The organism is Terriglobales bacterium, from assembly GCA_035651995.1.
GTDB lineage: Bacteria > Acidobacteriota > Terriglobia > Terriglobales > Acidobacteriaceae > DASRER01.
In genome coordinates this window covers 94763-115193 of sequence record DASRER010000028.1, presented here as the reverse complement: position 1 = coordinate 115193, position 20431 = coordinate 94763, and the positions used below count along the sequence as shown (strand labels likewise).

The 20431-nt window shown below is 64.5% G+C and carries 22 protein-coding genes; 14 read left to right on the top strand and 8 right to left on the bottom strand.

Annotated features, from left to right (window positions below; all coding sequences use genetic code 11):
* Positions 1-27 precede the first annotated feature (27 nt).
* The 5 genes from VFA60_10620 to VFA60_10600 form a co-directional block, all read right to left on the bottom strand.
* Positions 28-858 (bottom strand): SAM-dependent chlorinase/fluorinase, encoded by an 831-nt coding sequence (locus VFA60_10620; protein ID HZQ92235.1) that lies wholly within the window; start codon positions 856-858, stop codon positions 28-30.
* Between the two features lie 249 nt (positions 859-1107).
* The gene (locus tag VFA60_10615; GenBank protein HZQ92234.1) at positions 1108-1248 is read right to left on the bottom strand and encodes a hypothetical protein; all 141 of its coding nucleotides are present in this window, start codon (positions 1246-1248) and stop codon (positions 1108-1110) included.
* 187 nt (positions 1249-1435) lie between these two features.
* On the bottom strand, positions 1436-2413 hold the full coding sequence (locus VFA60_10610; GenBank protein HZQ92233.1) for a DUF4097 family beta strand repeat-containing protein: 978 nt from the start codon (positions 2411-2413) through the stop codon (positions 1436-1438).
* A gap of 193 nt (positions 2414-2606) precedes the next feature.
* On the bottom strand, positions 2607-3482 hold the full coding sequence (locus tag VFA60_10605) for a hypothetical protein (GenBank protein HZQ92232.1): 876 nt from the start codon (positions 3480-3482) through the stop codon (positions 2607-2609).
* Positions 3483-3694: 212 nt separating this feature from the next.
* On the bottom strand, positions 3695-4903 hold the full coding sequence (locus tag VFA60_10600; GenBank protein HZQ92231.1) for an efflux RND transporter periplasmic adaptor subunit: 1209 nt from the start codon (positions 4901-4903) through the stop codon (positions 3695-3697).
* 467 nt (positions 4904-5370) lie between these two features.
* Here VFA60_10600 and VFA60_10595 point away from each other — a divergent pair, with 467 nt between their 5' ends.
* The 4 genes from VFA60_10595 to VFA60_10580 all read left to right on the top strand — a co-directional run bounded on the left by VFA60_10595 (position 5371) and on the right by VFA60_10580 (position 9842).
* A complete protein-coding gene (locus tag VFA60_10595) occupies positions 5371-6744 on the top strand; it encodes a hemolysin family protein (GenBank protein ID HZQ92230.1) in 1374 nt (457 codons plus the stop codon).
* A gap of 183 nt (positions 6745-6927) precedes the next feature.
* Positions 6928-7845: a nickel ABC transporter permease gene (gene nikB, locus VFA60_10590; protein ID HZQ92229.1), complete on the top strand. Its 918-nt coding sequence runs from the start codon at positions 6928-6930 to the stop codon at positions 7843-7845.
* Positions 7846-8127: 282 nt separating this feature from the next.
* Positions 8128-8973 (top strand): ABC transporter permease, encoded by an 846-nt coding sequence (locus VFA60_10585; GenBank protein HZQ92228.1) that lies wholly within the window; start codon positions 8128-8130, stop codon positions 8971-8973.
* A gap of 2 nt (positions 8974-8975) precedes the next feature.
* The gene (locus VFA60_10580) at positions 8976-9842 is read left to right on the top strand and encodes an ADP-polyphosphate phosphotransferase (GenBank protein ID HZQ92227.1); all 867 of its coding nucleotides are present in this window, start codon (positions 8976-8978) and stop codon (positions 9840-9842) included.
* 77 nt (positions 9843-9919) lie between these two features.
* On the opposite strand, the gene VFA60_10575 is transcribed toward VFA60_10580, so the two are convergent.
* Together VFA60_10575 and VFA60_10570 are read right to left on the bottom strand one after the other, a co-directional pair.
* Positions 9920-10417: an SRPBCC family protein gene (locus VFA60_10575; GenBank protein HZQ92226.1), complete on the bottom strand. Its 498-nt coding sequence runs from the start codon at positions 10415-10417 to the stop codon at positions 9920-9922.
* A complete protein-coding gene (locus VFA60_10570; protein ID HZQ92225.1) occupies positions 10414-10818 on the bottom strand; it encodes a metalloregulator ArsR/SmtB family transcription factor in 405 nt (134 codons plus the stop codon). The genes VFA60_10575 and VFA60_10570 overlap by 4 nt, the downstream gene beginning before the upstream one ends.
* Positions 10819-11058: 240 nt before the next feature.
* On the opposite strand from VFA60_10570, the gene VFA60_10565 reads away from it, so the two are divergent.
* From VFA60_10565 to VFA60_10520, 10 genes are all read left to right on the top strand, one after another.
* Positions 11059-11562, top strand: coding sequence for a helix-turn-helix transcriptional regulator (locus VFA60_10565; GenBank protein HZQ92224.1), 504 nt, complete (start codon positions 11059-11061; stop codon positions 11560-11562).
* Positions 11559-12221, top strand: coding sequence for a hypothetical protein (locus tag VFA60_10560; protein ID HZQ92223.1), 663 nt, complete (start codon positions 11559-11561; stop codon positions 12219-12221). Before VFA60_10565 ends, VFA60_10560 begins: the two co-directional genes overlap by 4 nt.
* 198 nt (positions 12222-12419) lie before the next feature.
* Positions 12420-13862: an SPFH domain-containing protein gene (locus tag VFA60_10555; GenBank protein ID HZQ92222.1), complete on the top strand. Its 1443-nt coding sequence runs from the start codon at positions 12420-12422 to the stop codon at positions 13860-13862.
* A 189-nt stretch (positions 13863-14051) separates the two neighbouring features.
* The gene (locus VFA60_10550) at positions 14052-14222 is read left to right on the top strand and encodes a hypothetical protein (protein HZQ92221.1); all 171 of its coding nucleotides are present in this window, start codon (positions 14052-14054) and stop codon (positions 14220-14222) included.
* On the top strand, positions 14219-14872 hold the full coding sequence (locus VFA60_10545) for a DUF1648 domain-containing protein (GenBank protein ID HZQ92220.1): 654 nt from the start codon (positions 14219-14221) through the stop codon (positions 14870-14872). Before VFA60_10550 ends, VFA60_10545 begins: the two co-directional genes overlap by 4 nt.
* Positions 14873-14995: 123 nt before the next feature.
* Entirely contained in the window at positions 14996-15655 is a 660-nt protein-coding gene (locus tag VFA60_10540) for a PspA/IM30 family protein (GenBank protein HZQ92219.1), read from the top strand.
* A gap of 199 nt (positions 15656-15854) precedes the next feature.
* The gene (locus VFA60_10535; GenBank protein HZQ92218.1) at positions 15855-16691 is read left to right on the top strand and encodes a CAP domain-containing protein; all 837 of its coding nucleotides are present in this window, start codon (positions 15855-15857) and stop codon (positions 16689-16691) included.
* 69 nt (positions 16692-16760) lie between these two features.
* Positions 16761-17684, top strand: coding sequence for a DUF72 domain-containing protein (locus VFA60_10530; protein ID HZQ92217.1), 924 nt, complete (start codon positions 16761-16763; stop codon positions 17682-17684).
* Positions 17685-17946: 262 nt separating this feature from the next.
* Positions 17947-18942 (top strand): NAD-dependent epimerase/dehydratase family protein, encoded by a 996-nt coding sequence (locus VFA60_10525; protein HZQ92216.1) that lies wholly within the window; start codon positions 17947-17949, stop codon positions 18940-18942.
* Positions 18943-19067: 125 nt separating this feature from the next.
* Positions 19068-19706 carry a hypothetical protein gene (locus tag VFA60_10520; protein ID HZQ92215.1) on the top strand — a complete coding sequence of 213 codons (639 nt, stop codon included), beginning with the start codon at positions 19068-19070 and terminating at the stop codon, positions 19704-19706.
* Positions 19707-19959: 253 nt separating this feature from the next.
* On the opposite strand, the gene VFA60_10515 is transcribed toward VFA60_10520, so the two are convergent.
* Positions 19960-20316 (bottom strand): hypothetical protein, encoded by a 357-nt coding sequence (locus VFA60_10515; GenBank protein HZQ92214.1) that lies wholly within the window; start codon positions 20314-20316, stop codon positions 19960-19962.
* Positions 20317-20431 lie beyond the last annotated feature (115 nt).

Below are 20431 nucleotides of genomic sequence, written 5' to 3'. Positions count from 1 at the left end.
CGCGGAACGCGAAACGTGAAACTGGTTTTACGAAGCCGCGGGAGTGGCCACCGCATCTTCCCCAATCCAAATTCCGACTTCGCTGCCCTTGTCCGCCAGGATCGTGCGCGACGCCGACCCCCGGTTGGTCGCAATCTCCAAAAAACCCATGCTGCCCTGGATCGCGAAGACCTCGCCGGGCGTGCCCTGCGCGTAGGCCGTCTTCATCTTCGTGATCTCGCCCTTGCCGACGACAATCCGAAATGGCGGCGGCTCCGCCTGAAACAGCTGCGGCAAATCGTCAGGACGAATGTTCGTAATCAGGTTCCCGAACTTGTCCGTCTTGAGCACCAGTCCCTTCATGGCCTTGTCGCTCAGCGCCTTCGGCTTCGGCGCCGCGAAGCGGACGAAGTCGGTGATCTCGTCGCCGAACTTCGCCGCCTCAACCCCCTTGCTCATCCATCCCGCGACGGCGGCAAACACGTCGCGTCCGTGGAACGTCTGGCTCACCGGCTGGAGAAAATAGTGCTCGCTGGTGATGTGCCGCACCGACAGCCGCTCTTCGCGCTCGAAGACGAACGACAGCACGCCGTTGTCGGGCGCCAGGAACATGTGCCGCTCGGTCGTGACCAGCAGCGGCCGCCGCGACGACCCCACGCCGGGATCGACGATCACCACGTGAATCGTGCCCGCCGGGTAGTAGCTGTACGCCTGCGCGATGGTGATCGCGCCGTCCAGCACGTCGTAGGACTGCACCGAGTTGGAAATGTCCACCAGCTTCGCATCCGGATTGATGCTGTAGATCACGCCCTTCATCGCTCCGACGTAGTGGTCCGTCGTGCCGAAGTCGGTGGTGAAGGTCACCATGCGCTGCGCCAAAGGAATCTCCCGCCAGAACGGAATCAGAAAGTCGTCGGGACGTTATCGCGCGCGCCGCGCGCAAGTCAAGAATTCAGGGAAGAATGGCACGAGAAAGGCCCGAGGAGCACTGCTTCGGCGCGCGGCTTCAGCGCGCTGCGCGTCTTTTTTCGCGTTCGGCGCGATCGCGCGACTGCCAGTACTTTCCGACCAGGAACACCACGGCGAAAAATCCGAAGGTGGCGAGCCAGACACCATAGATGTCCATTGCTAATCCCTGCCTTCCATGATGATACCCCACCATAGCAGGATGCCGGCGAGTGTCTCGGCAAGAACGATCTCCCAAACACCAACATGGTGTCCAGGTTCGGTTACGTAGCGCTCCAGCGGCCACAAGACCGCGATCAGCACTGCCCCTTCTCGCAGCGCATCGCCAACCAGTTGTGTTCTCTCTCTGTGCTCAGCCAAGCCTCGCATGATGGCGCTGCGAACACCGCTTGCAAAGCGACAATAATCGTCAGCAGAACAAAAAACGGCCCGCGTCCCGCCGGAGCAGAGTCAGTCGGCGAAAGCGCGGGCCGTCGCGCTGGTGCGTGCCCTACCGCACCTCGATGTTGCCCGACGCGGTGTGCACGTTCAGCAGCGCGCCGCCGCCGCGCACCGAACCGCGAACTTCGTGCCGGTTGATCGTGCCTCGCACGGTCATCGGATGGTCCACCGTGATCCGTCCCGAGCTGCTGCGCGCGTAGACGTCGAACGCCGCTTGCTGCGGCACGTGTAGCTCCACGCTGCCCGAGCCCGTGTCCACTTTCCACTCGCTGGTCGGTTCGCCCTGCGCCTGGATGTCGCCGCTGCCCGTGCTGACCGTCAGCGCACCCTTCACGCCGCGCAGCCGGATGCTGCCCGATCCCGTGCTCACCCGGGCATTGCCGCCTGCAGTCTGCTCCGACTCAATCTCGCCCGATCCCGAGCTGGCGTCGAAGCTGCCCGCCACGCGCAGCGCGCTCACGCGCCCGCTGCCGGTTGACGCGCGCACCGCGCCGTTGATGTTCTCCAGCCCAATGTCGCCCGATCCCGAACTCGCGCGCACCTCGCTCCCGATATCGTTCGCGCGAAGGCGGCCTGATCCGGTTGCGATTTCCACCGGCCCGCGAAGTCCCGCCACCGTCTGATCGCCCGAGCCCGTCTTCGCCACCAGCCGCGTCTCCGCCGGCGTAACGATCTCATAGCTGATGCTCACGTTGCGCCGCAGCTCCGGATCGTCAACCCGCCCGATCTTGATCACGTTTCCGCTCTGTTCCACCGGCGGATTGCCCAGGATGCGCTGCAACTTCGCCTTGGCGTCGCTAGTGCCCATCCAGCTGTCGCTCACCCGGACTGTGCCTTTGATCGTCACCGCCCCCGCCGCCCCGCTGTGCACCATGATCTGCCCCGAGCCGGTCGCAACTTCCATCTCTACCGGGCCCGTCACCTTGAGCGCGCGATCAAACGTGCCCTCTTCCGCCGCGAACGCGGCCGTGGCAAACGCCAGCATCACCGCCAGAATCGCGATCCCCCGCCATCTTTGATTTTTCATCTTGTTCCTCCATCGGGAGCAGCAACCGCCGCCACCCGCCCGAACTTTCTCGCTCTTCAGACGCGCCAGCCGGCGCGAGGAGAGCACTCACAAAAGCTCTTTGCCACGCATGCACACGGACCATCACGGATCAGCTCGAAAAAGAATTCAAGATCCGTAAGAATCCGCGTTCATCCGCGGCAAGGGAAGTTCTCTACATCCTGCCCGGGCTCACGTACCGCAGCAGCCGCACCGGCCCGCGAGTGCTCTCCAGGCGAAGCAGCGGCCCGCCGCCGTTCACAGTGCCGCGCAGCTTTTCGCTGTTGTAAGAAGTCGTGGTGGCGATGGGGAAGTCGCTGCGGAAGCTCGACCGCCGGTCGGTGTTCACTTCAACATTCAGCGCCACGTTTTCCGGCAGACGCAGCACCACGTCGCCGCGCTCGCTCTGCACGCGCCCGCCGCGCGGCAGCCCCGAGCCCTGGAACTCGAACTCGGCGCGCTCCACGCTCACGTCGAAATCACCGCGCACGTTCACATCGCGCAGGCGCACCGGCCCGCGCTCGCTCTCAATGCGCACGCCGCCGGTCAGCCGCTCCACCTGCACGCTCGACCGTTCATTCCGCAGCCTCAGGTCGCCCTCGATATCTGTGACCTGCAAATCCGCGCGCGACTCATGAATGTCGAGCTGCACCTTGCGTGGCGCATGGATCGTCAGGTCAACCGTGCCCCGGCCCGAGTAGCAGATACCAATGCAGAACCGGTTGGCGCGCTCCACTTCGATCTCCAGCCGCCCGCTTTCGCTGGTGAAATTGACTTTCGTATCGCGCAGCCACTCGTCGCGCTCGGCGGTGCTGCCGCCCTCGTAGCGCTTCACCACGTCGACGACTACCTGGTCCTTGTCCCAGCCCTGCACGGAAACGCGTCCGCGCTCGTGCTTGAGCACCAGCGTTCCACCCGAGCGCAGCGCAAACGTCTTCTGCTCCCGCTGTTCGTCCGTACCGGTGTCGGCCAGTGAGGAAACAGCCAGCAAAGATGTGATCGTGAATGCAAGCAGGGCAGGGAAGGCAAAACGGCGGGCCAGGTGAGTCATCGCGCTCTCCTCAATTCGTAGGTTGCTGGCCTAAATGTCCCAAACCGCGATCTTTAGATTTTCTATTCCAGAGCTACACGGCCAAATGCCAATTGCTAAGTGCCAACTGCCGGTGTCTTCCAAAATGCCACAGCCCGCAGCCGGCGGAGGGTGTGCCGGTCATGCGGGCCGTGGTCCGGGGTCCGGACGCATTTGCGCGCCCGGAAGCTCGTTTACTGCAGAATGACCTTGTCCCCTTCCTTCAGGCCCTTCAGCAGTTCGGTCTTCGCGCCGTTGGAAATTCCCACCTCGACCGGCACTCTCCGCTTGCCGTCTTTCGCGCTCGGGTCGGGCACTTCCACCGATGCCTTCTTGTCCTTGTCGTAGATCAGCGAACCTTCCGGGATCTGCAGCACGTTCTTGTGTTCTTCCAGGATGATCTCGGCGTTCGCCGTCATCGCGGCCTTCAATTCGCCGCCGGGATTGTTGATCGAGACCCGCACTTCGAACGTGGTGACGTTGTCCTTCTCCACGCCCATCGGCGAAATCTTCGTCACCTTGCCGGTGAACGTCTTGTCCTTGAACGACTCGACTTTGATCCTCGCCGTCTGGCCCAGGTAGACCTTGCCGATATCGCTCTCGTCCACCTTGCCCTTCACGTAGACCTCGTGAGTGTCGCCCATGGTCATCACCAGCGTCGCCGTCGAGCCCATCACCAGAATGGAGCTCACCGCGTCACCCAGTTCCACTGGCCGCGACAGGATCACGCCGTCCATGGGCGCCACGATCGTCGTGTAGCTGAGCTGCTCTTCCAGTTGCTTGAGCGTCGCGCGGCTGCGCGCCACTTCGGCGGCGGCCTGCATCGCCTTCGCCTTGCTCACCTGGAGCTGCGCCCGCGCCACGTTCTGCTTGTTCACCGCCAGTTCGTAGGCCTTCTGCGCGTCTTCCATCTGCGACGTCGAAACCACGCCGTCCTTGCTCATGGAAACCGCGCGCTCGTAGGCGCGCTTCAGCAGCGGAACGTCGGGACCTTCAGCGTCTACTTTGGCGCGCTCATACTCGGCTTCCGAGGCGCGCATGTTGGCTTCCGAGCTGGCAAGCATGGCGCGCGCCGAATTCACCTGCGCCTCGATCTCGTCGCGGTCCAGCTCGGCCACCACCTGCCCGGCCTTCACCGTCTGGCCTTCTTCCACCAGCAGCCGCTTGATGATTCCGCTGGCCTTCGACTTCACATCCACCTGGATGATCGGCTGGATCTTGCCGGTCGCGACCACGCTCTTGGCCAGGTCGCCCCTCTCCACTTTGCCGAGCTTCGAGGGATCGATCTTGGTGCCGCCGCGCGTCGCCGCCATCACCACAACCGCGATCAGCAATACCAGTCCGACGCCGATGCCTCCGTAGAGCAGCCGGCGCTTCTTTTTCTTGCCATTGCCGTTCGCCACTGGGTCCTCCTGCCTCCGCGAGCCACCCTCCTGTTTCAGTGGCGCGCCCTGCTCGGCTCTTTTTGAACTCGTACGTCGCGCCGATCGGCGCGGGGGCCTTTCTCGCTGCCTGACTCTGTTACGCAGCCGGTGCTGGCTTGGTTCCACTGCCCCGGGAAAACTTGAACATCGCCCGATGATCAATGCTTAGACCCCGCTCCGCCCGAAATGGAAGCAGCGCAAGCGTTCCGAAAGCAGGTTTTCCAGCCTCCGCCCCGGACGGAACAATCCACTGGAATGGGCCTGCGAAGGAAGGGAGTTACCGCCAGGTTCCGGCTCAGGATAGCCGTTTTCCCGCCCTCACACCAGCCTGCGCAGGCGGCCCGCTGGCGTTGCAAAACTGCGCGCCATTCATAGCAAAGCCATGTGTTGTCATACAGATGCAAGCAGGGATGCGGCTGCCTTTGCCAGTGCTAGAATTTTCACGAATGGTCAGCCTGGCGCTGCTGCGGGTGATTGCTCTTTTCCTGCTGGTGGCGGCGAACGCCTTCTTCGTGGCCGCCGAGTTTGCCCTGGTCAGCGTCCGCGACACGCGCATCCAGCAGCTCATTGAAGCCCGCCGCCTCGGCGCGCGCACCGTCCGCCGGCTCCAGCAGAACCTCGACCAGCTGCTCAGCGCCGTGCAGTTCGGCGTCACCCTTACCAGCCTGGGACTCGGCTGGGTTGGCGAAGCCACGCTCGCCGGGCTCTTGGAACCCCTCTTCCGCGGCGTCCCTTACGCCGGCCTTTATGCGCACGGCATCGCCATCACGCTGGCCTTCGCCGGCATCACTTTCCTCCACGTCACCCTCGGCGAGCTGGTACCCAAGTCGGTTGCGCTGGAGCGCGCCGAGCGCGTGGCCCTCGCTGTCTCCGGCCCGATGGAAGTCTTCATGACCATCTCCAAGCCGGCGCTCTACCTGTTCAGCCGGTCCGCTCGCCTGGTGCTGCGCATCTTCGGGCTGCGCCACCTCCGCGAGGGCGGCGTGCACTCGCCCGAGGAACTCAAGCTCATCGTCACCGCCTCACGCCGCGTGGGCCTGCTGCCGCCGCTGCAGGAAGAAACCATTCATCGCACGCTCGAGCTGGGCGACGTGACCGTCCGCGAGGTCATGATCCCGCGCACCAACATCTTCCCTCTCCCGGCTGACATGCCGCTCGACGATGCCCTCGACCGCGTCGTCCAAGACCAGCACTCCCGCATCCCGGTCTACGACCCGCAGCGCGGCCCCGAACACATCGTCGGCGTCCTCTACGCCAAGGAGCTCATGCGCTGGATGCAGATCCGCCTGGCGCACGTGCGCCAGAACGCGCCCGCCGACCTGCTGCCGCGCCTCGAGGTCCGCAACATCATGCGCAGCGTGCTCGTCGTGCCGGAAACCAAGGTCCTTCCCGACCTGCTCATAGACTTCAAGACCCACCGCCGCCACCTCGCCGTCGTCGTGGACGAATACGGCTCTGTTTCCGGCGTGGTCACCGTGGAAGACGTGCTCGAGCAAATCGTCGGCGAATTGGAAGACGAATACGACGTGGCGCCCAAGCCGCCGCTGGTCACCGCCGGCAGCATGGTGCTCGATGGCTCCGCCACCCTGCGCGACCTGGAAACCCATCACCACCTGCCGCTCCCTCGCGACCTGGGCTTTGAGACCCTCGGCGGCTTCGTCATGGCCTCGCTGCAAAAGGTCCCCAAACCCGGCGACGCCTTCGTCCACGACGGCCACCGCTTCGTCGTCCTCGAAATGGACGGCCTCCGCATCCAGCGCGTCAAGGTCGAAACGGTGGCGCCGCCGCTGCAACAGCGCGTGGAGAAGGCGGGCGACTGAACAGTGGCGTCGGTCCGCCGTTCGTCGTTGGCCGCGACGAGCGCGATTTCCTTCGTGCCCTTCGTGCGTCCTGCGTGTCCTTTGTGTGAACGCTCCTGATTTTTTCTTTTGACTCTTGGCCAACGACCGAAGGCCAGCGACCGGCGACCGCCGACCCCTTCCAACGCGTTACACTGTCCAGCCATGCTTCGCTACATCCTGGCCCGCCTGCTCTACATGGTCCCGGTGGTGTGGCTCGTCGTCTCCGTCGTCTTTCTCCTGATTCATATCGTCCCCGGCGACCCCATCGCCCAGATGATGGGCGAGGGCGGCACGCCCGCCGACATTGAAGCTGCCCGCCACGCCTTCGGACTCGACGCTCCCCTCGGCCAGCAGTACCTCAACTACTGGAAAGGCGTTCTCCACGGCGACCTCGGCAAGTCCATCCGCTTCAACCAGGGCGTGACCTCGCTCATCGCGCAGCGCTATCCCTACACGCTGAAGCTGACGCTCGCCGCGCTCGCTGTCGCCCTGCTGCTCTCCATTCCCGCCGGCGTCCGCTCCGCCCGACGCCGCAATCAGTGGGACGACCGCGTCATCAGCTTCGTCTCGCTGCTCGGACTCTCATTTCCCAACTTCGCCCTCGGTCCCATCCTTATACTGTTCTTCGCCATCTATCTCGGCCTTCTGCCCGTCTCCGGCGCCACTGGTTGGACCAGCTTTGTTCTCCCGGCCATCACGCTGGGCGGTGCCCTCGCCGCCATCCTCACCCGCATGGTGCGCACATCCATGCTCGAAGAACTCGGCCAGGACTACATCCGCACCGCGCGCGCCAAGGGCGTGCCCGAGCGCGACGTCGTCTATCGCCACGCGCTCCGCAACGCGCTCATCCCCGTGCTGACCGTCGTTGGACTGCAATTCGGCGCGCTGCTCGCCGGCGCCATCGTGACGGAAACGATCTTTTCCTGGCCCGGACTCGGCCGCCTCACCATCACCGCCATCAGCAACCGCGACTACTATGTCGTCCAGGGCTGCATCCTGACCATTGGCCTCACGTATGTCGCCGTAAACTTTCTCACGGACGTGCTCTACTCCGCCGTCAACCCTCGCATTCGACAATGACCAGTGAGCGCGAACTGCCCGGCTTCGCGCGCTGTAGCGTCTGGGAACTGAAATGCGCAAGGCCCTCCTGATCGCCGCCGTGCTCCTCCTCAACAAGGGAGCAGGGAGGTGACGGTGGGAGCGCCGCGCTTTGGGCCCGGTGGCAGCCGAACTCAATCGGGTCGGGCCTTGGCCCCGGCCTGTATCGGCCCGAAGGCCGGCTGAATGTGGCCCAGCACCCGGTGCTGGGCACGTTGTAAGTAGATAATGGAGTCCCGCAGGGACGACTGAGCCTTCGCGAACGTGACCACGAGCTTCCAACTCGCCCGCGCCCACCCGCTCGCCGCCGCCGGCGTCGTGATGGTCGCGATCTTCATCGCCGGCGCGCTGTTCGCGCCGCTGCTCGCGGGCCACGATCCCGCCGCCATCAGCCTGCCCGACCGCCTTCAGCGCCCATCCGCCGCGCACTGGTTCGGCACCGACGAACTCGGGCGCGACATCTACGCCCGCATCCTCTACGGCGCGCGCGTCTCCATGCTGGTCGGCGCGAGCGTCGTCACCGCCTCGCTCCTGCTCGGCCTGGTCATCGGCTCCATCGCCGGATACTACGGCGGACGCGTCGACCGCTTCGTCAACGTCATCGTGATGAACGCCTTCCTCTCCTTCCCCGGCATCCTGCTCGCCATCGCCTTCGTCGCCTTTCTCGGACCCGGCCTGCTGAACCTCATCCTCGCGCTCGCGCTTGGCGGATGGGTGGGCTACGCGCGCCTGGTCCGCGCGCAGGTGCTGGCCACGCGCGAACGCGAATTCGTCGAAGCCGCCCGCGCCCTCGGCGCCTCCGACGCGCGCGTCATCATCCGCCACATCCTTCCCAACATGATCCAGCCGGTCATCGTGCAGGCCGCCATCGGCATGGCCGGCGCCGTCCTCGCCGAAGCCACCATGAGCTTCCTCGGACTCGGGGTCACGCCCCCCACCGCCAGCTGGGGCTCCATGCTCAACGACGGCCGCTCCCACCTGTTCGACGCCCCGCACCTGGTCCTCTTTCCCGCCGTCACCGTCATGCTCGCCGTGCTCAGCTTCAACTTCGTCGGCGACGCCCTGCGCGACTACCTCGACCCGCGCGCCCGCCTCGAGGCCGGACTGTAGGGATGAAGATCAAGCTCAAAGACTTCCGCGCGCGCGACGCCAGGATCGACCTGGCCGAATGGCCCACGCGCGTCGGGCCTCACTACAAATCCAAACAGGACTACGAGCGCATCCTCGATGACCATCGTTCGCGGCTCACCGAGGCGCAGGCGCGCCTCTACGCGCACGGCCGCTACGCCGTGCTCGTCATCTTCCAGGGCATGGACGCCGCCGGCAAAGACGGCGCCATCAAGCACGTCATGTCGGGATTGAATCCGCTCGGCTGCCGCGCCTACGCCTTCAAGCAGCCCAACGACGAAGAGCTCCAGCACGACTTTCTCTGGCGCACTACCCGCCGCCTGCCGCAGCGCGGGCACATCGGCATCTTCAACCGCTCGTATTACGAAGAAGTGCTCGTCGTCCGCGTGCATCCTGAAGTTCTGCGCGCCGAGCCGTTGCCGCAAGACGTGCTCAGCGACGGGAAAATCTGGCGCCACCGCTTCACCTCCATCAACCACCACGAAAAGCACCTCCACCGCAACGGCACCCGCATCGTCAAGATCTTCCTCCACATCTCCCGCGACGAGCAGGCCCGCCGCCTGCTCCAGCGCATGGACGACCCGCAGCGCAACTGGAAGTTCAGCATGGCCGACGTTCAGGAGCGGACGTACTGGAGCGACTACCAGCGCGCCTATGCAGACTGCATTGCCCAGACCAGCACCAAATTCGCGCCCTGGTACATCGTCCCGGCCGACGACAAGAAAAATGCCCGGCTCATCGTCTCCCAGGTGCTGCTGGAAACCTTGGCCGGGCTCGACATCACCTATCCCAAGCTCGACGCCGCCCGCCGCCGCGAGCTGCAATCCATCCGCAAGGAACTCACGAAATGAAAAAAGGGCAGAGCACTGTTTCGCCCTGCCCTGATGAATTGGATCTGCGTTCATCCGCGTAAATCCGCGGTAAGTTCTTACTTCTTCCCGGCCAGCTGCTCGGCCACGATCGCATCCAGTCGCTGGTAGCTGGTCTCCATGCCGGTCTCCATACCCGACTTCAGCACGCCATCGCGCCCCTCCTTCGACTCCAGCCACATGACCATCGTCATCGTGGTCTTGCCGCCCTGCTCCTCGAACAACGTCGTGACCACCGCCTCGCCCGGATACCACGGCTGGTCGAACTTTTCTGTGTGCACGATGCGGTGCGGCCGCGCGATCTCGCGAAACGTGCCCCCCAGCCCCATCTCGCCCTTCTTCGGGTGCCGCCACACATACCGGTATGTTCCGCCCACCCGCAGATCGATCTCGCACACCGGCATCGTCCAGCCTTCCGGCCCCAGCATCCACCGCTTTACCAGCTCCGGCTTGGTGTGAGCGTCAAACACCAGGGCGGCGGGCGCGTCGAACGTTCGCGTGAACACCACCTCGTGGTCCCCGCGTGCTTCCACCTTCAGGTTTCCCGTGTTGCTCATTGCTTCTCTCCTTTGTCAGCGCCTCCGCGCCCGGTTTTTTGTTTCAATGTCCGTTTCGGCCCCTTGTTTACCGGCTTCATTTCGTCCAGCAGCGCGTCCAGTTTCTCGAAGCGCGCCTCCCACAGCTCCCGATAGTTCTCCAGCCACTGGTTCGCCTCCGCCAGCGGCCGGGCCTCGATCCGCCGCGGCCGCCGCTGCGCCTCCCGCCCCGCTGAAATCAGCCCCGCTCTCTCCAGCACCTTCAGGTGCCTGGAGATTGCCGGCTGGCTCATCTCGAACGGCCTCGCCAGGTCCTGGACCGACGCCGCGCCCGACGCCAGCCGCGCCAGGATCGCCCGCCGCGTCGGATCGGCCAGCGCCGCAAACGTCGCGTCCAGTTGCTCCGATTGGGTCATGTGCATAACTCCTAGATTATATAACGTAACGGTTATATACGCTGCGGCCGGTTCTGTCAAGCACCTCGCGCGCGCCGGGTCTTTTTCCAAAGGTCGTCGGTAACCGCTAGCAGGGAAGGGAAATCCAGGTCTTGACGTGATTCACAAATTGCAATATTAATATTGCAATTAGTAATTGCGACACCGGGGCCAACGTGCCACCGGGGCCAACGTGCCACCGGGGCCAACGGCCACCGGCCGATTCTCATGAACCTCGGCGAAAAAATCCGCTACCTCCGCCACGTCGAGGGCACGCTCCGCGGCATGGACCGCGAGATGACCCAGCAGGAGGTCGTGCGCGCCATCAAGCGCGACCTCGGCGAGGGCCTCAGCCAGTCCTATCTCTCGCAAATCGAGAGCGGCGCGCGCCCGCACCTCACCAACAAGTCGCGCACGCTGCTGGCGCGTTTTTTCAACGTGCACCCCGGCTACCTGGTGAGCGACCCCGAGGGCTACCACACCGAGCTCATCTCCGACCTGCGCGCCATCGAAGACAAGCTCGACATGTGGCTCATCAACGGCGCCGAGCGCTTCCGCAAAGACGCCGAAGTCTGCCAGGCGCTCCTCGCCGTCGCCCGCCACCAAGATTCGCGCAAGTGCATCGTCCTGCTCGGCGCCATCCTGGAAAACCCCGAGCTCGTCGACCGCTTGTTGCACGTATTACGTCCGGAGCGCCGCGCGAAACCACAAAAGGAAGGTGACTCGCAATGAATTTCGCCTCCTTCTATCTCGTCTGTTTCATCGTCGGCTTCGCGCTGGTCATGCTGTCGTTCCTGCTCGGCGCCATGCAGTTCCACCTGCACCTTCCCGCCGGCTGGCGCCTGCCGCATTTCGGTAACGGCCATGCGCACGTCGGCGGCGTGCATGCGCACGCCACGGGTGTCCACGCCCACGGCGCGCACGCCGAAACCGAGGTTCCGTTCCTGAATTTTTCGACGATCGTCGCCTTCCTCGCCTGGTTCGGCGGCGCCGGATACCTGCTTACCCACTACGGACACGTGCAGGTCGTCTTCGGCTTCATCGCCGCCGTTCTCGGCGGATTGGTAGGCGCCTCGATCATCTTCTGGTTCCTGGTTAAGCTGCTCTCCTGCGAGCGCTCCTTGGACGCCGCCGACTACGACCGCATCGGCGTGCTCGGCACCGTCAACGTGCCCATCCGCGAAGGCGGAGGCACCGGCGAGATCATCTTCTCCCAGGCCGGCACGCGCCGCGTCTCCGGCGCCCGCAGCGACGACGGCGCCGCCATCCCCAAGGGAACTGAAGTCGTGATTACCCGCTACGAGCGCGGCCTGGCCTACGTCCGCCGCTGGGAAGAACTGGCCGGCGAACACGCCTTCGACCGCGCCGCGCCAGAGAAGAAGGATCTATGAGCCGCCAAACTTTTTGCCGTGTAACGACCGGCGCCCTCGCCCGTCGGCAAGCAACGATGAATCGGCTGCCCCAACCGTTCGCGCTCTTTGTGGCGAAAGGTGCAAGCGAACAGCCCGCACAAACGGTTTCTTACCGAGAACTGAGAACTGAGGACCCGAGGACCGAGAACTGAGGACCGGGAACTCAACGGAGGACTTATGGAACTCACAACTGGAGCATGGACCGTCATCGCGCTGCTGATCTTCGGCACGTTCACGCTGATGATCGTGCTCACGCAGCTCTACCGCAAAGCCGGCCCGCACCAGGCGCTGGTCGTCTACGGATTTCGCGGCACGCGCATCGTGTCGGGTGGCGGCACGGTCATCTTCCCCATGGTTGAGACCTGCCGCGACCTCTCGCTCGAACTGATGTCGTTCGACGTCGCGCCGCAGCAGGACCTGTACACCCGCCAGGGCGTGGCCGTCACCGTCGAGGCCGTCGCTCAAATAAAAGTCAAGTCCGACAAGGAATCCATCCTCACCGCGGCCGAGCAGTTCCTCACCAAGCCGCCGCAGGAGCGCGAAGGCCTCATCCGCCTGGTGATGGAAGGCCACCTGCGCGGCATCATCGGCCAGCTCACGGTGGAAGAAATCGTGAAGCAACCCGAGATGGTCGCCGAGCGCATGCGCTCCACCTGCGCCGACGACATGAACAAGATGGGCCTCGAGGTCGTTTCCTTCACCATTAAGGAGGTCCGCGACAAGAACGAGTACATCACCAACATGGGACGCCCCGACGTCGCCCGCATCAAGCGCGACGCCGACGTCGCCGCCGCCGAAGCCGAGCGCGACACCGCCATCAGGCGCGCTCTCGCCCAGCGCGAAGCCGCCATCGCCAAGGCGCAAGCCGACCAGGAGCGCGTCCTCGCCGAAACCATTTCCATGTCCAAGCAGGCCCAGGCGCAGCGCGATTTGGAGATCAATCGCGCCGAATACCAGGAAGCCACCAGGAAAAAGCAGGCCACGGCCGACAAGGCCTACGAGATCCAGGCCAACATCATGCAGCAGCAGGTCACCGCCGAAGCCGTCCGCGTGCAGCAGGTGGAGAAAGAGCAGCAGATCAAGGTGCAGGAAGCGGAAATCCTGCGCCACGAAAAGGAGCTGATCGCCAGCGTCCTCAAGGCCGCCGAGGTCGAGCGCGCGCGCATCGAGCAGCTCGCCGCCGCTGAAAAGCAGCGCCTCATGATCGAAGCCGAAGGCCGCGCCAGCGCCACCCGCGCCACCGGCGAGGCCGAAGCCGAAATCATCTTCAAGAAGGGCGAAGCCGAAGCCAGGGCGATGAACGTCAAGGCCGAGGCCTACCAGGAGTACAACCAGGCCGCCGTCGTGGACAAGCTCATCACCGGCTTGCCCGAGGTCGTGCGCGCCATGTCGTCGCCGCTCGCCAACGTGGACAAGATCACCATCGTCTCCACCGGCGAAAACGGCGCCGCCGGCGCTCACAAGATCACCGGCGACATGGCCAGGATCGCCGCGCAGGTCCCGGCCCTGTTCGAGGCCCTTTCCGGCATGCAGATGTCCGAACTCCTCGGCAAAGTCCGCCAGATCGGCGACAAGGGTCCGCGCCCCGGCGACAGCGGCGGCGCGAAGGCAGGCGCGTGATGAGACCACTCGACCGTGTAGCGGCGGGCGACCTCGCCCGCCGGCGCCAGACCACGGACCTCGACGGTGCCCCACATCTGGCCCGCAGTTGGCCAGATGGGGGAACGGGTGGCAGCACCCGGCTCCAACCCGGTGAATAAAGGAGGAAACAACCCGGGGCTTCAGCCCCGCCCGCAAAGCGAGAACGCAATGACCACCAAACTCACAATCCGAATCCTCATCCTGGCCGTCGCCGTCGCCGCCGCGGTGGGCATGTTCGCCGGCAAGGTCCCGGCGCTGGCCGCCATCGCCGCCATGCTCATCACCAACGCCGCCGGCGTGCTCTACCTGAAGTGGTTCGTGGAAGGACGTCAATCATGAAAACGCGTTACTACGTCTTCGCCGCCGTTTTCGTCCTCGTCGCCCTCGCCTCCAGCGTCGTGCTCTATTCCTCGCTGCCCGAGCGGGTGCCCATGCATTGGAACGCGCAGGGTCAAGTCAACGGATACGGCAGCCGGCTCTTCGCCGCGCTCTTCGTGCCCGCCATCATGGCCGCCATGACGCTGCTCTTCGCTGCGCTGCCCTGGCTCTCGCCGCGCAAGTTCGAAGTCAACGGACGCGCCAACGGCGCCGTTTACCTCCAGGTGCTGCTCGTCGTCCTCGGCTTTCTCGCGGCGATTCACGCGCTCATCCTCACCGCTGCCACCGGCCGTCACCTCAACATGAACATGGCAATCACCGGGGCCGTTTGCGGACTCTTCGCCGTGCTCGGCGCCTTCCTGCCGCGCCTGCGCCGCAACTTCTACGTCGGCATTCGCACACCCTGGACTCTGGCCAGCGAGGAGGTGTGGCACGCCACCCATGTCTTCGCCGCCAAATGGTTCATCGCCGGCGGCATCGTGGGCCTGCTGCTCACGCTCATCATCCGCAACTTCTGGGCGCCGCTCGTCGTGCTCATGCTTGCCGGCGGCGTTCCCATCGTCCATTCGCTCGTTTATTACAAACGCCTCGAACACCGCGGCCAGCTATGAACGGTTTTAATTTTGACTTTCTCCGGAAACGCGCAACGCGCAACGCTTTTGACTTCTTCGGAACAGGAAACGAACAACAGGAAACAAGAACTCGAAACTAGAAACCGGAAACTGAGGTGTCCCATGGCACTCCTTGAACGCGTATCAACTCTTGTCCGCGCCAATCTCAACGACCTGATCGACAAGGCCGAAGACCCCGAGAAGATGATCAAGCAGGTCATCCTCGACATGCAGAACCAGCTCCTCCAGGTCAAGACGCAGGTTGCCATCGCCATCGCCGACCAGCACCTGCTGGAGAAAAAAGCCAAAGAAAACGAGGAGCGAGCCGCCGACTGGATGCGCCGCGCCGAGCTCGCCGTCGACAAAAAACAGGACGACCTCGCCCGCGCCGCCCTCCAGCGCTCCATGAGCTACCAGCAGATGCAGGAGAGCTTCCGCGAGCAGATCGCCGACCAGAAGGCCCAGGTCGAGGGCCTGAAGTCGGCGCTCTCCAAGCTCGAGCAGAAACTCGCCGAAGCCCGCGGCAAGAGCGAGCTGCTCATCGCGCAGCACCGGCGCTCGCGCGTGGCCACGCGCGCCAACCAGGCGCAGCAGGCCGCCACCGAGGACAAAGGCTCAACCTTTGACCGCATGAAGCACAAGGTCCTGAAGCAGGAAGCGGTCGCGCAGGCCCACGCCGAACTGCTGGGCGACAACATTGACGACAAGTTCGCCCGCCTCGAGCGCGAGCAGGAAATCGACCGCCTCCTCGCCGACCTCAAGGCCCGCCGCGCCCCGCAGTAGGCCGCGAGACCCGATGGAAGCGGGCCGCCCACGGCCGGGTCTTGGACCACCCGGCCCCGCACAATGTAGCGGCGGGCGCCCCACGCTTTCGCCTTCCTTTGCGCGAAGGGTGGGCGGCCCCAGACGTGCGCACCACCGTGCCCTTCGCGCTGCCGCGACACTAACGTGCGCAACCCGCGCTCTCCTATACTGGTTTACGGTGTCTGACCACCCGATGCTCCGCGCCGTTCAACGCCAGGCCCTAACCCTCTGCCTCATCTCCGCGCTCACGCCCCTGCTGCCCGCATCATCCGGGCCCTCCGGCGAAGAATCTCGCGTTGTCGCCGACCTGGTGCGCCTGGTCAATCAGGAGCGCACCAGGCGCGGCTTGCCCGCCGTTCGCGCCAACGACGACCTGGCCCGCGCCGCTCGCGATCACAGCACCGCCATGGCCGACGCGAAACAGCTCACCCATCGCGTCAGCGGCGAGCCGGAGCTCGGCGCCCGCGTCGCGCGGACCGGCCTGCGCTTCGACTCGCTCGGCGAAAACGTTTCCCGCAGCTCCGAAGGCGGCGATCCCGCCGACAACGCCCACCAGTCGCTCATGGCGTCGCCTCCGCATCGCGCCAACATCCTCGACGCGCGCTACAACGCCGTCGGCATCGGCGTCGTCCGCCGCGGCAACTACGTCTATGTCACGGAGGATTTCGCCCGCATATACGACGACATGACGCCCGCCCAGGCCGAGCAGGCCGTCCTGCGCACGTTTCAGCGCGCCCGCGCCGCCGCCAAACGCGGCCCCGCGCGCGTCGTCACCCTCGACCGCCTCAACGAAATGGCGTGCGCTCCCGACGTCACGCCGCAGCTGCTCATCACCCGCTTCGCCACCAGCCAGACCGCCGTCGTCTTCACCATCTGGAACACCGACGACCTCCCCGAGCCCATGCTCACCGACGCCCGCCGTCGCGACCTCGACGCCGTCGCCCTCCGCGCCTGCCCGCTCCAGCCCACGCCCGGCGGCAACGGCGGCTTCCGCGTCGTCGCGGTATTCTTCTGACGTGGTTTCCTTCGTGCCCCTCGTGCGACCTTCGTGTCCCTGGCGGGCTGCTTTTGACTTTGACTTGTGATGGCGCCGCCCGAGCCAATCCGCATCGGTCCCGCTGGCTGGTCCTACCAAGACTGGGAAGGGACCGTCTACCCAAAGGGACTGAAGCGCCGCCAGCATCCCGTCGCTTTTCTCGCGCAATACTTCGACCTGATCGAGATCAACACATCGTTCTACGGACACATCAAGCCCGGCCTTGGCCGCCAGTGGTCCCGCGCCGCCGAAGTGAATCCGGAATTCCTCTTCACCGCCAAGCTCAACCGCGCCTTCACCCACTCGCCGGTCGCGGTCGTCGAATCCACTTCCGCCGCCACCATCAAGCCCAATCCCGAAGACGAATCGCTCGCCAAGGCCGGCCTCGACTCCATCGCCGCCGAAAATAAACTCGGCGCTCTGCTCATCCAGTTTCCCGTTTCGTTCAAGAACACCGAGGAAAACCGCGCCTACCTCGCGTCCCTCCTGGAGCGCTTTCGCGAATACCCGCGAGTGGTCGAAATCCGCCACGCCACCTGGAACGACCAGCAGACGCTGCGCGCCTTCGCCGAACAGGGCGTCGGCTTCTGCAACATCGATCAGCCCATCCTCGGCCGCTCGTTGCGCCCCACCGCGCACGTCACTTCACCCGTGGGATACGTGCGCCTCCACGGACGCCGCTACGACCAGTGGTTCACCGCCGAGCGCCCCCACGACCGCTACGACTACCTCTACACCGCTGACGAACTACAATGGTGGAAAGGGCGAATCGATCAGGTCGCCGAAAAAGCCGAGAAGACCTTTGTCGTCACCAACAACCACTACAAGGGCAAAGCCGCCGCCAACGCCGTCGAGCTCAAACGCATGCTCGGCCAGCGCCCCGTCAAAGCTCCCGCCACGCTCATCGAGACCTACCCCCGCCTGCGCGAGGTGGTTGACTCGGAAACATCCTTCCTCTCCGAGTCATCCTGAGGCCGCGTTTTTTGCGGCCGGCGGGTCCCAGCGCCGCCGGCGCCGTTCCTGCGACGCAAGGTCGCCTGCCTGGCGCCCGATTTCAAAAAAATGCTGCGACGAAGCCGCGCGCCTCAACTCGCTACTCGCCACTCGGTACTCGGTGCCGATTTCGCGGCCCGCCACCTTAGCTGGTTACTCGGTGCTTTCCACCCGGCACGCGCGATTGTGTTCCACGCTATAATGCACGAGCATCAACTCTGAAAAATTCGGGAGAAACGTGTTGTCGCAGAAAAAGGTCCTGGTCACCGGCGCGGGCGGGTTCATCGGACATCACCTCGTTACCTTCCTTCGCCGCCAGGGATACTGGGTCCGCGGCGTTGATCGGAAGCTGCCCGAATTCAGCGCCTCCGACGCGCACGAATTCCTCCTGCTCGACCTGCGTCGCTGGGAGAACTGCCGGCGCGCCGTCGCCGGCATGCACCAGGTTTACGCCCTCGCCGCCGACATGGGTGGCATGGGCTTCATCTCCTGCCATCACTCCGAGATCCTGCACAACAACACGCTCATCAACTTCCACACGCTAGAGGCCGCGCGCGAAGCTCAGGTCGAGCGCTACCTGTACACATCGTCGGCCTGCATTTATCCCGAGTACCGCCAGCGCGAGGCCAACGTCGTCCCGCTCAAGGAAGACGACGCCTATCCCGCCGATCCGCAGGACGCCTACGGCTGGGAAAAGCTCCTCACCGAGCGCCTCTGCATGCACTATCGCGACGACTACGGCATGGAGGTTCGCGTCGTTCGCTTCCACAACATCTTCGGACCGCTCGGTACCTGGGAGGGCGGACGCGAAAAGGCCCCGGCCGCGCTCTGCCGCAAGGTGGCCGAGGCCAAGCTCACCGGCAACCCCGAAATCGAGCTTTGGGGCGACGGCGAGCAGACCCGCTCCTTCTGCTACATCGACGACTGCGTCACCGGGCTTTACAAGCTCATGGGCTCCGGCTACAGCGATCCGCTGAACCTCGGCCAGGACCGCATGGTCACCATCAACCAGCTCGCCGACATGGTCGCCTCCATCGCCGGTGTCCGCATCGTCAAAAAGCACGTCCCCGGTCCCCAGGGCGTACGCGGCCGCAACTCCGATAACACCCGCTTGCGCCAGGTGCTGGGATGGGAGCCGGAAATCACGTTGGAAGAAGGATTGGCCCGGACCTATCGCTGGATCGAAGATCAGGTCCGCGCCCGGGTTCCGCTAAGTGCCGTAGCGGCAGGGAAGTAGCCGCCGCCTCCACCCCGGCCCGCGGTACCAAGGTAACTAATCCGGTTACTAAACGAATATTTGCAATCCAATAAAACCGGGTTAATGTGGTACTAACGTGGTGGGTTCTCCCCGGCGAGGGATTCGTGCGAAAGAAATTCTTTCAAGTCGTCAGCCTGGGACTGGCGCTGGCGGTTCCACATACTGGTTTCGCCACCGGCAATGCGGCAATGCTGTTCCCGCAAGGCAAGGTGACCGTCAACGGCACTCCCCTGATGCGCTCCACCGCGCTTTTTGCCGGCGACAAAGTGAGCACTGGCGAGCAGGGTACTGTCACGCTCTCCATGCCGGGCAGCGCCGTGCAGATCAATTCGCAGTCGGAAGTGCAGTACGACGCCGGGCAGCTCCGTGTTTCTACCGGCAGCGTCCTGGTCAACACCCAGCGCGGCTTGAAGGCGCAGCTTTTGAACCTTACCGTCACGCCCGACAATCCCAAGGCGCGTTTTAACCTTGGCCAGCGCAATGACAAGGTTGTGATCGCGGCCTTGGAAGGCGCCGTCCGCGTCAGCGACGGAAAGAGCGAAATGCTGCTCCAGCCCGGCAAGGCCATCATGTTCGCGGCGCCTAAACCCGCGGGCGCTCAGGCAGGAGCTGGCGCAGGAGCTCTGTTCCTGAGCAACGCTGCCGCCATCGGCATCTCCGGCGCCGCCTTCGCTCTCGGTGCGACCTTGGCTTTTACGACCAACGAAACAATAACGCCCGCCCCGGCCAGCCCGATTCAATAGTCGCGATAACGTTTCCACAGTGCGCGGGTTCGCCCGCGCATTTTTCTTTGCCGAGATTTTCGTTAGCCGGCACGGACCGTGTGGACACGGGCGGCCCCGCCCGCGCCCCTACGCCACCGCAGCCCTCCACGTTGCCGCGGCGGGCGTCCCCCCGTCGGCGCGTGCCCACGGCGCGGTGGGAAGCAAGGACCGTTTACTGTTCACGGTAAAAAGCCGGTCGCGCCGCCCTAACGGTGAACGGTGAACTGTAAACTCAAAGACCGCTCTTCATCTTGTCCTTCACCGAGTGCGCCAGCTTCTCGATTTCTTCCGCCTTGCGCACTACGTCGATGGAAAGCAGGTGCTCGTTGCTCTTGTCCACATACTGCTTGAGCTGCGTGGCCAGCTCCAGCAGCTTGTCCGTGTCTTTCTGAAGTTCTTCCTGGCGCTGCTTATTGCGCCTCTTCTCCTGCTCGCGCTCCAGGCGCTCGATCTGCTCGTCCTGCGCGCGGTCCCGCGGGCGCCCAACCCGTCCCTGCGACGCATCCGGCGCCGGCGGCAACTGCCACGCGGGCACGGGGATGCTCCACCCCAACAGCACAAACAGAAACACGGCGGCTGCTCGTTTCATGATGACCTAATCACCTCGGGAGTCTTGCCAGCGATTATAGCCAGAGCTCCCGCCTCACCACCGACCGTGTAAACGCGGGCGGCCCCGCCCGCGAGCAGTTGTGCGCCGGACGTCG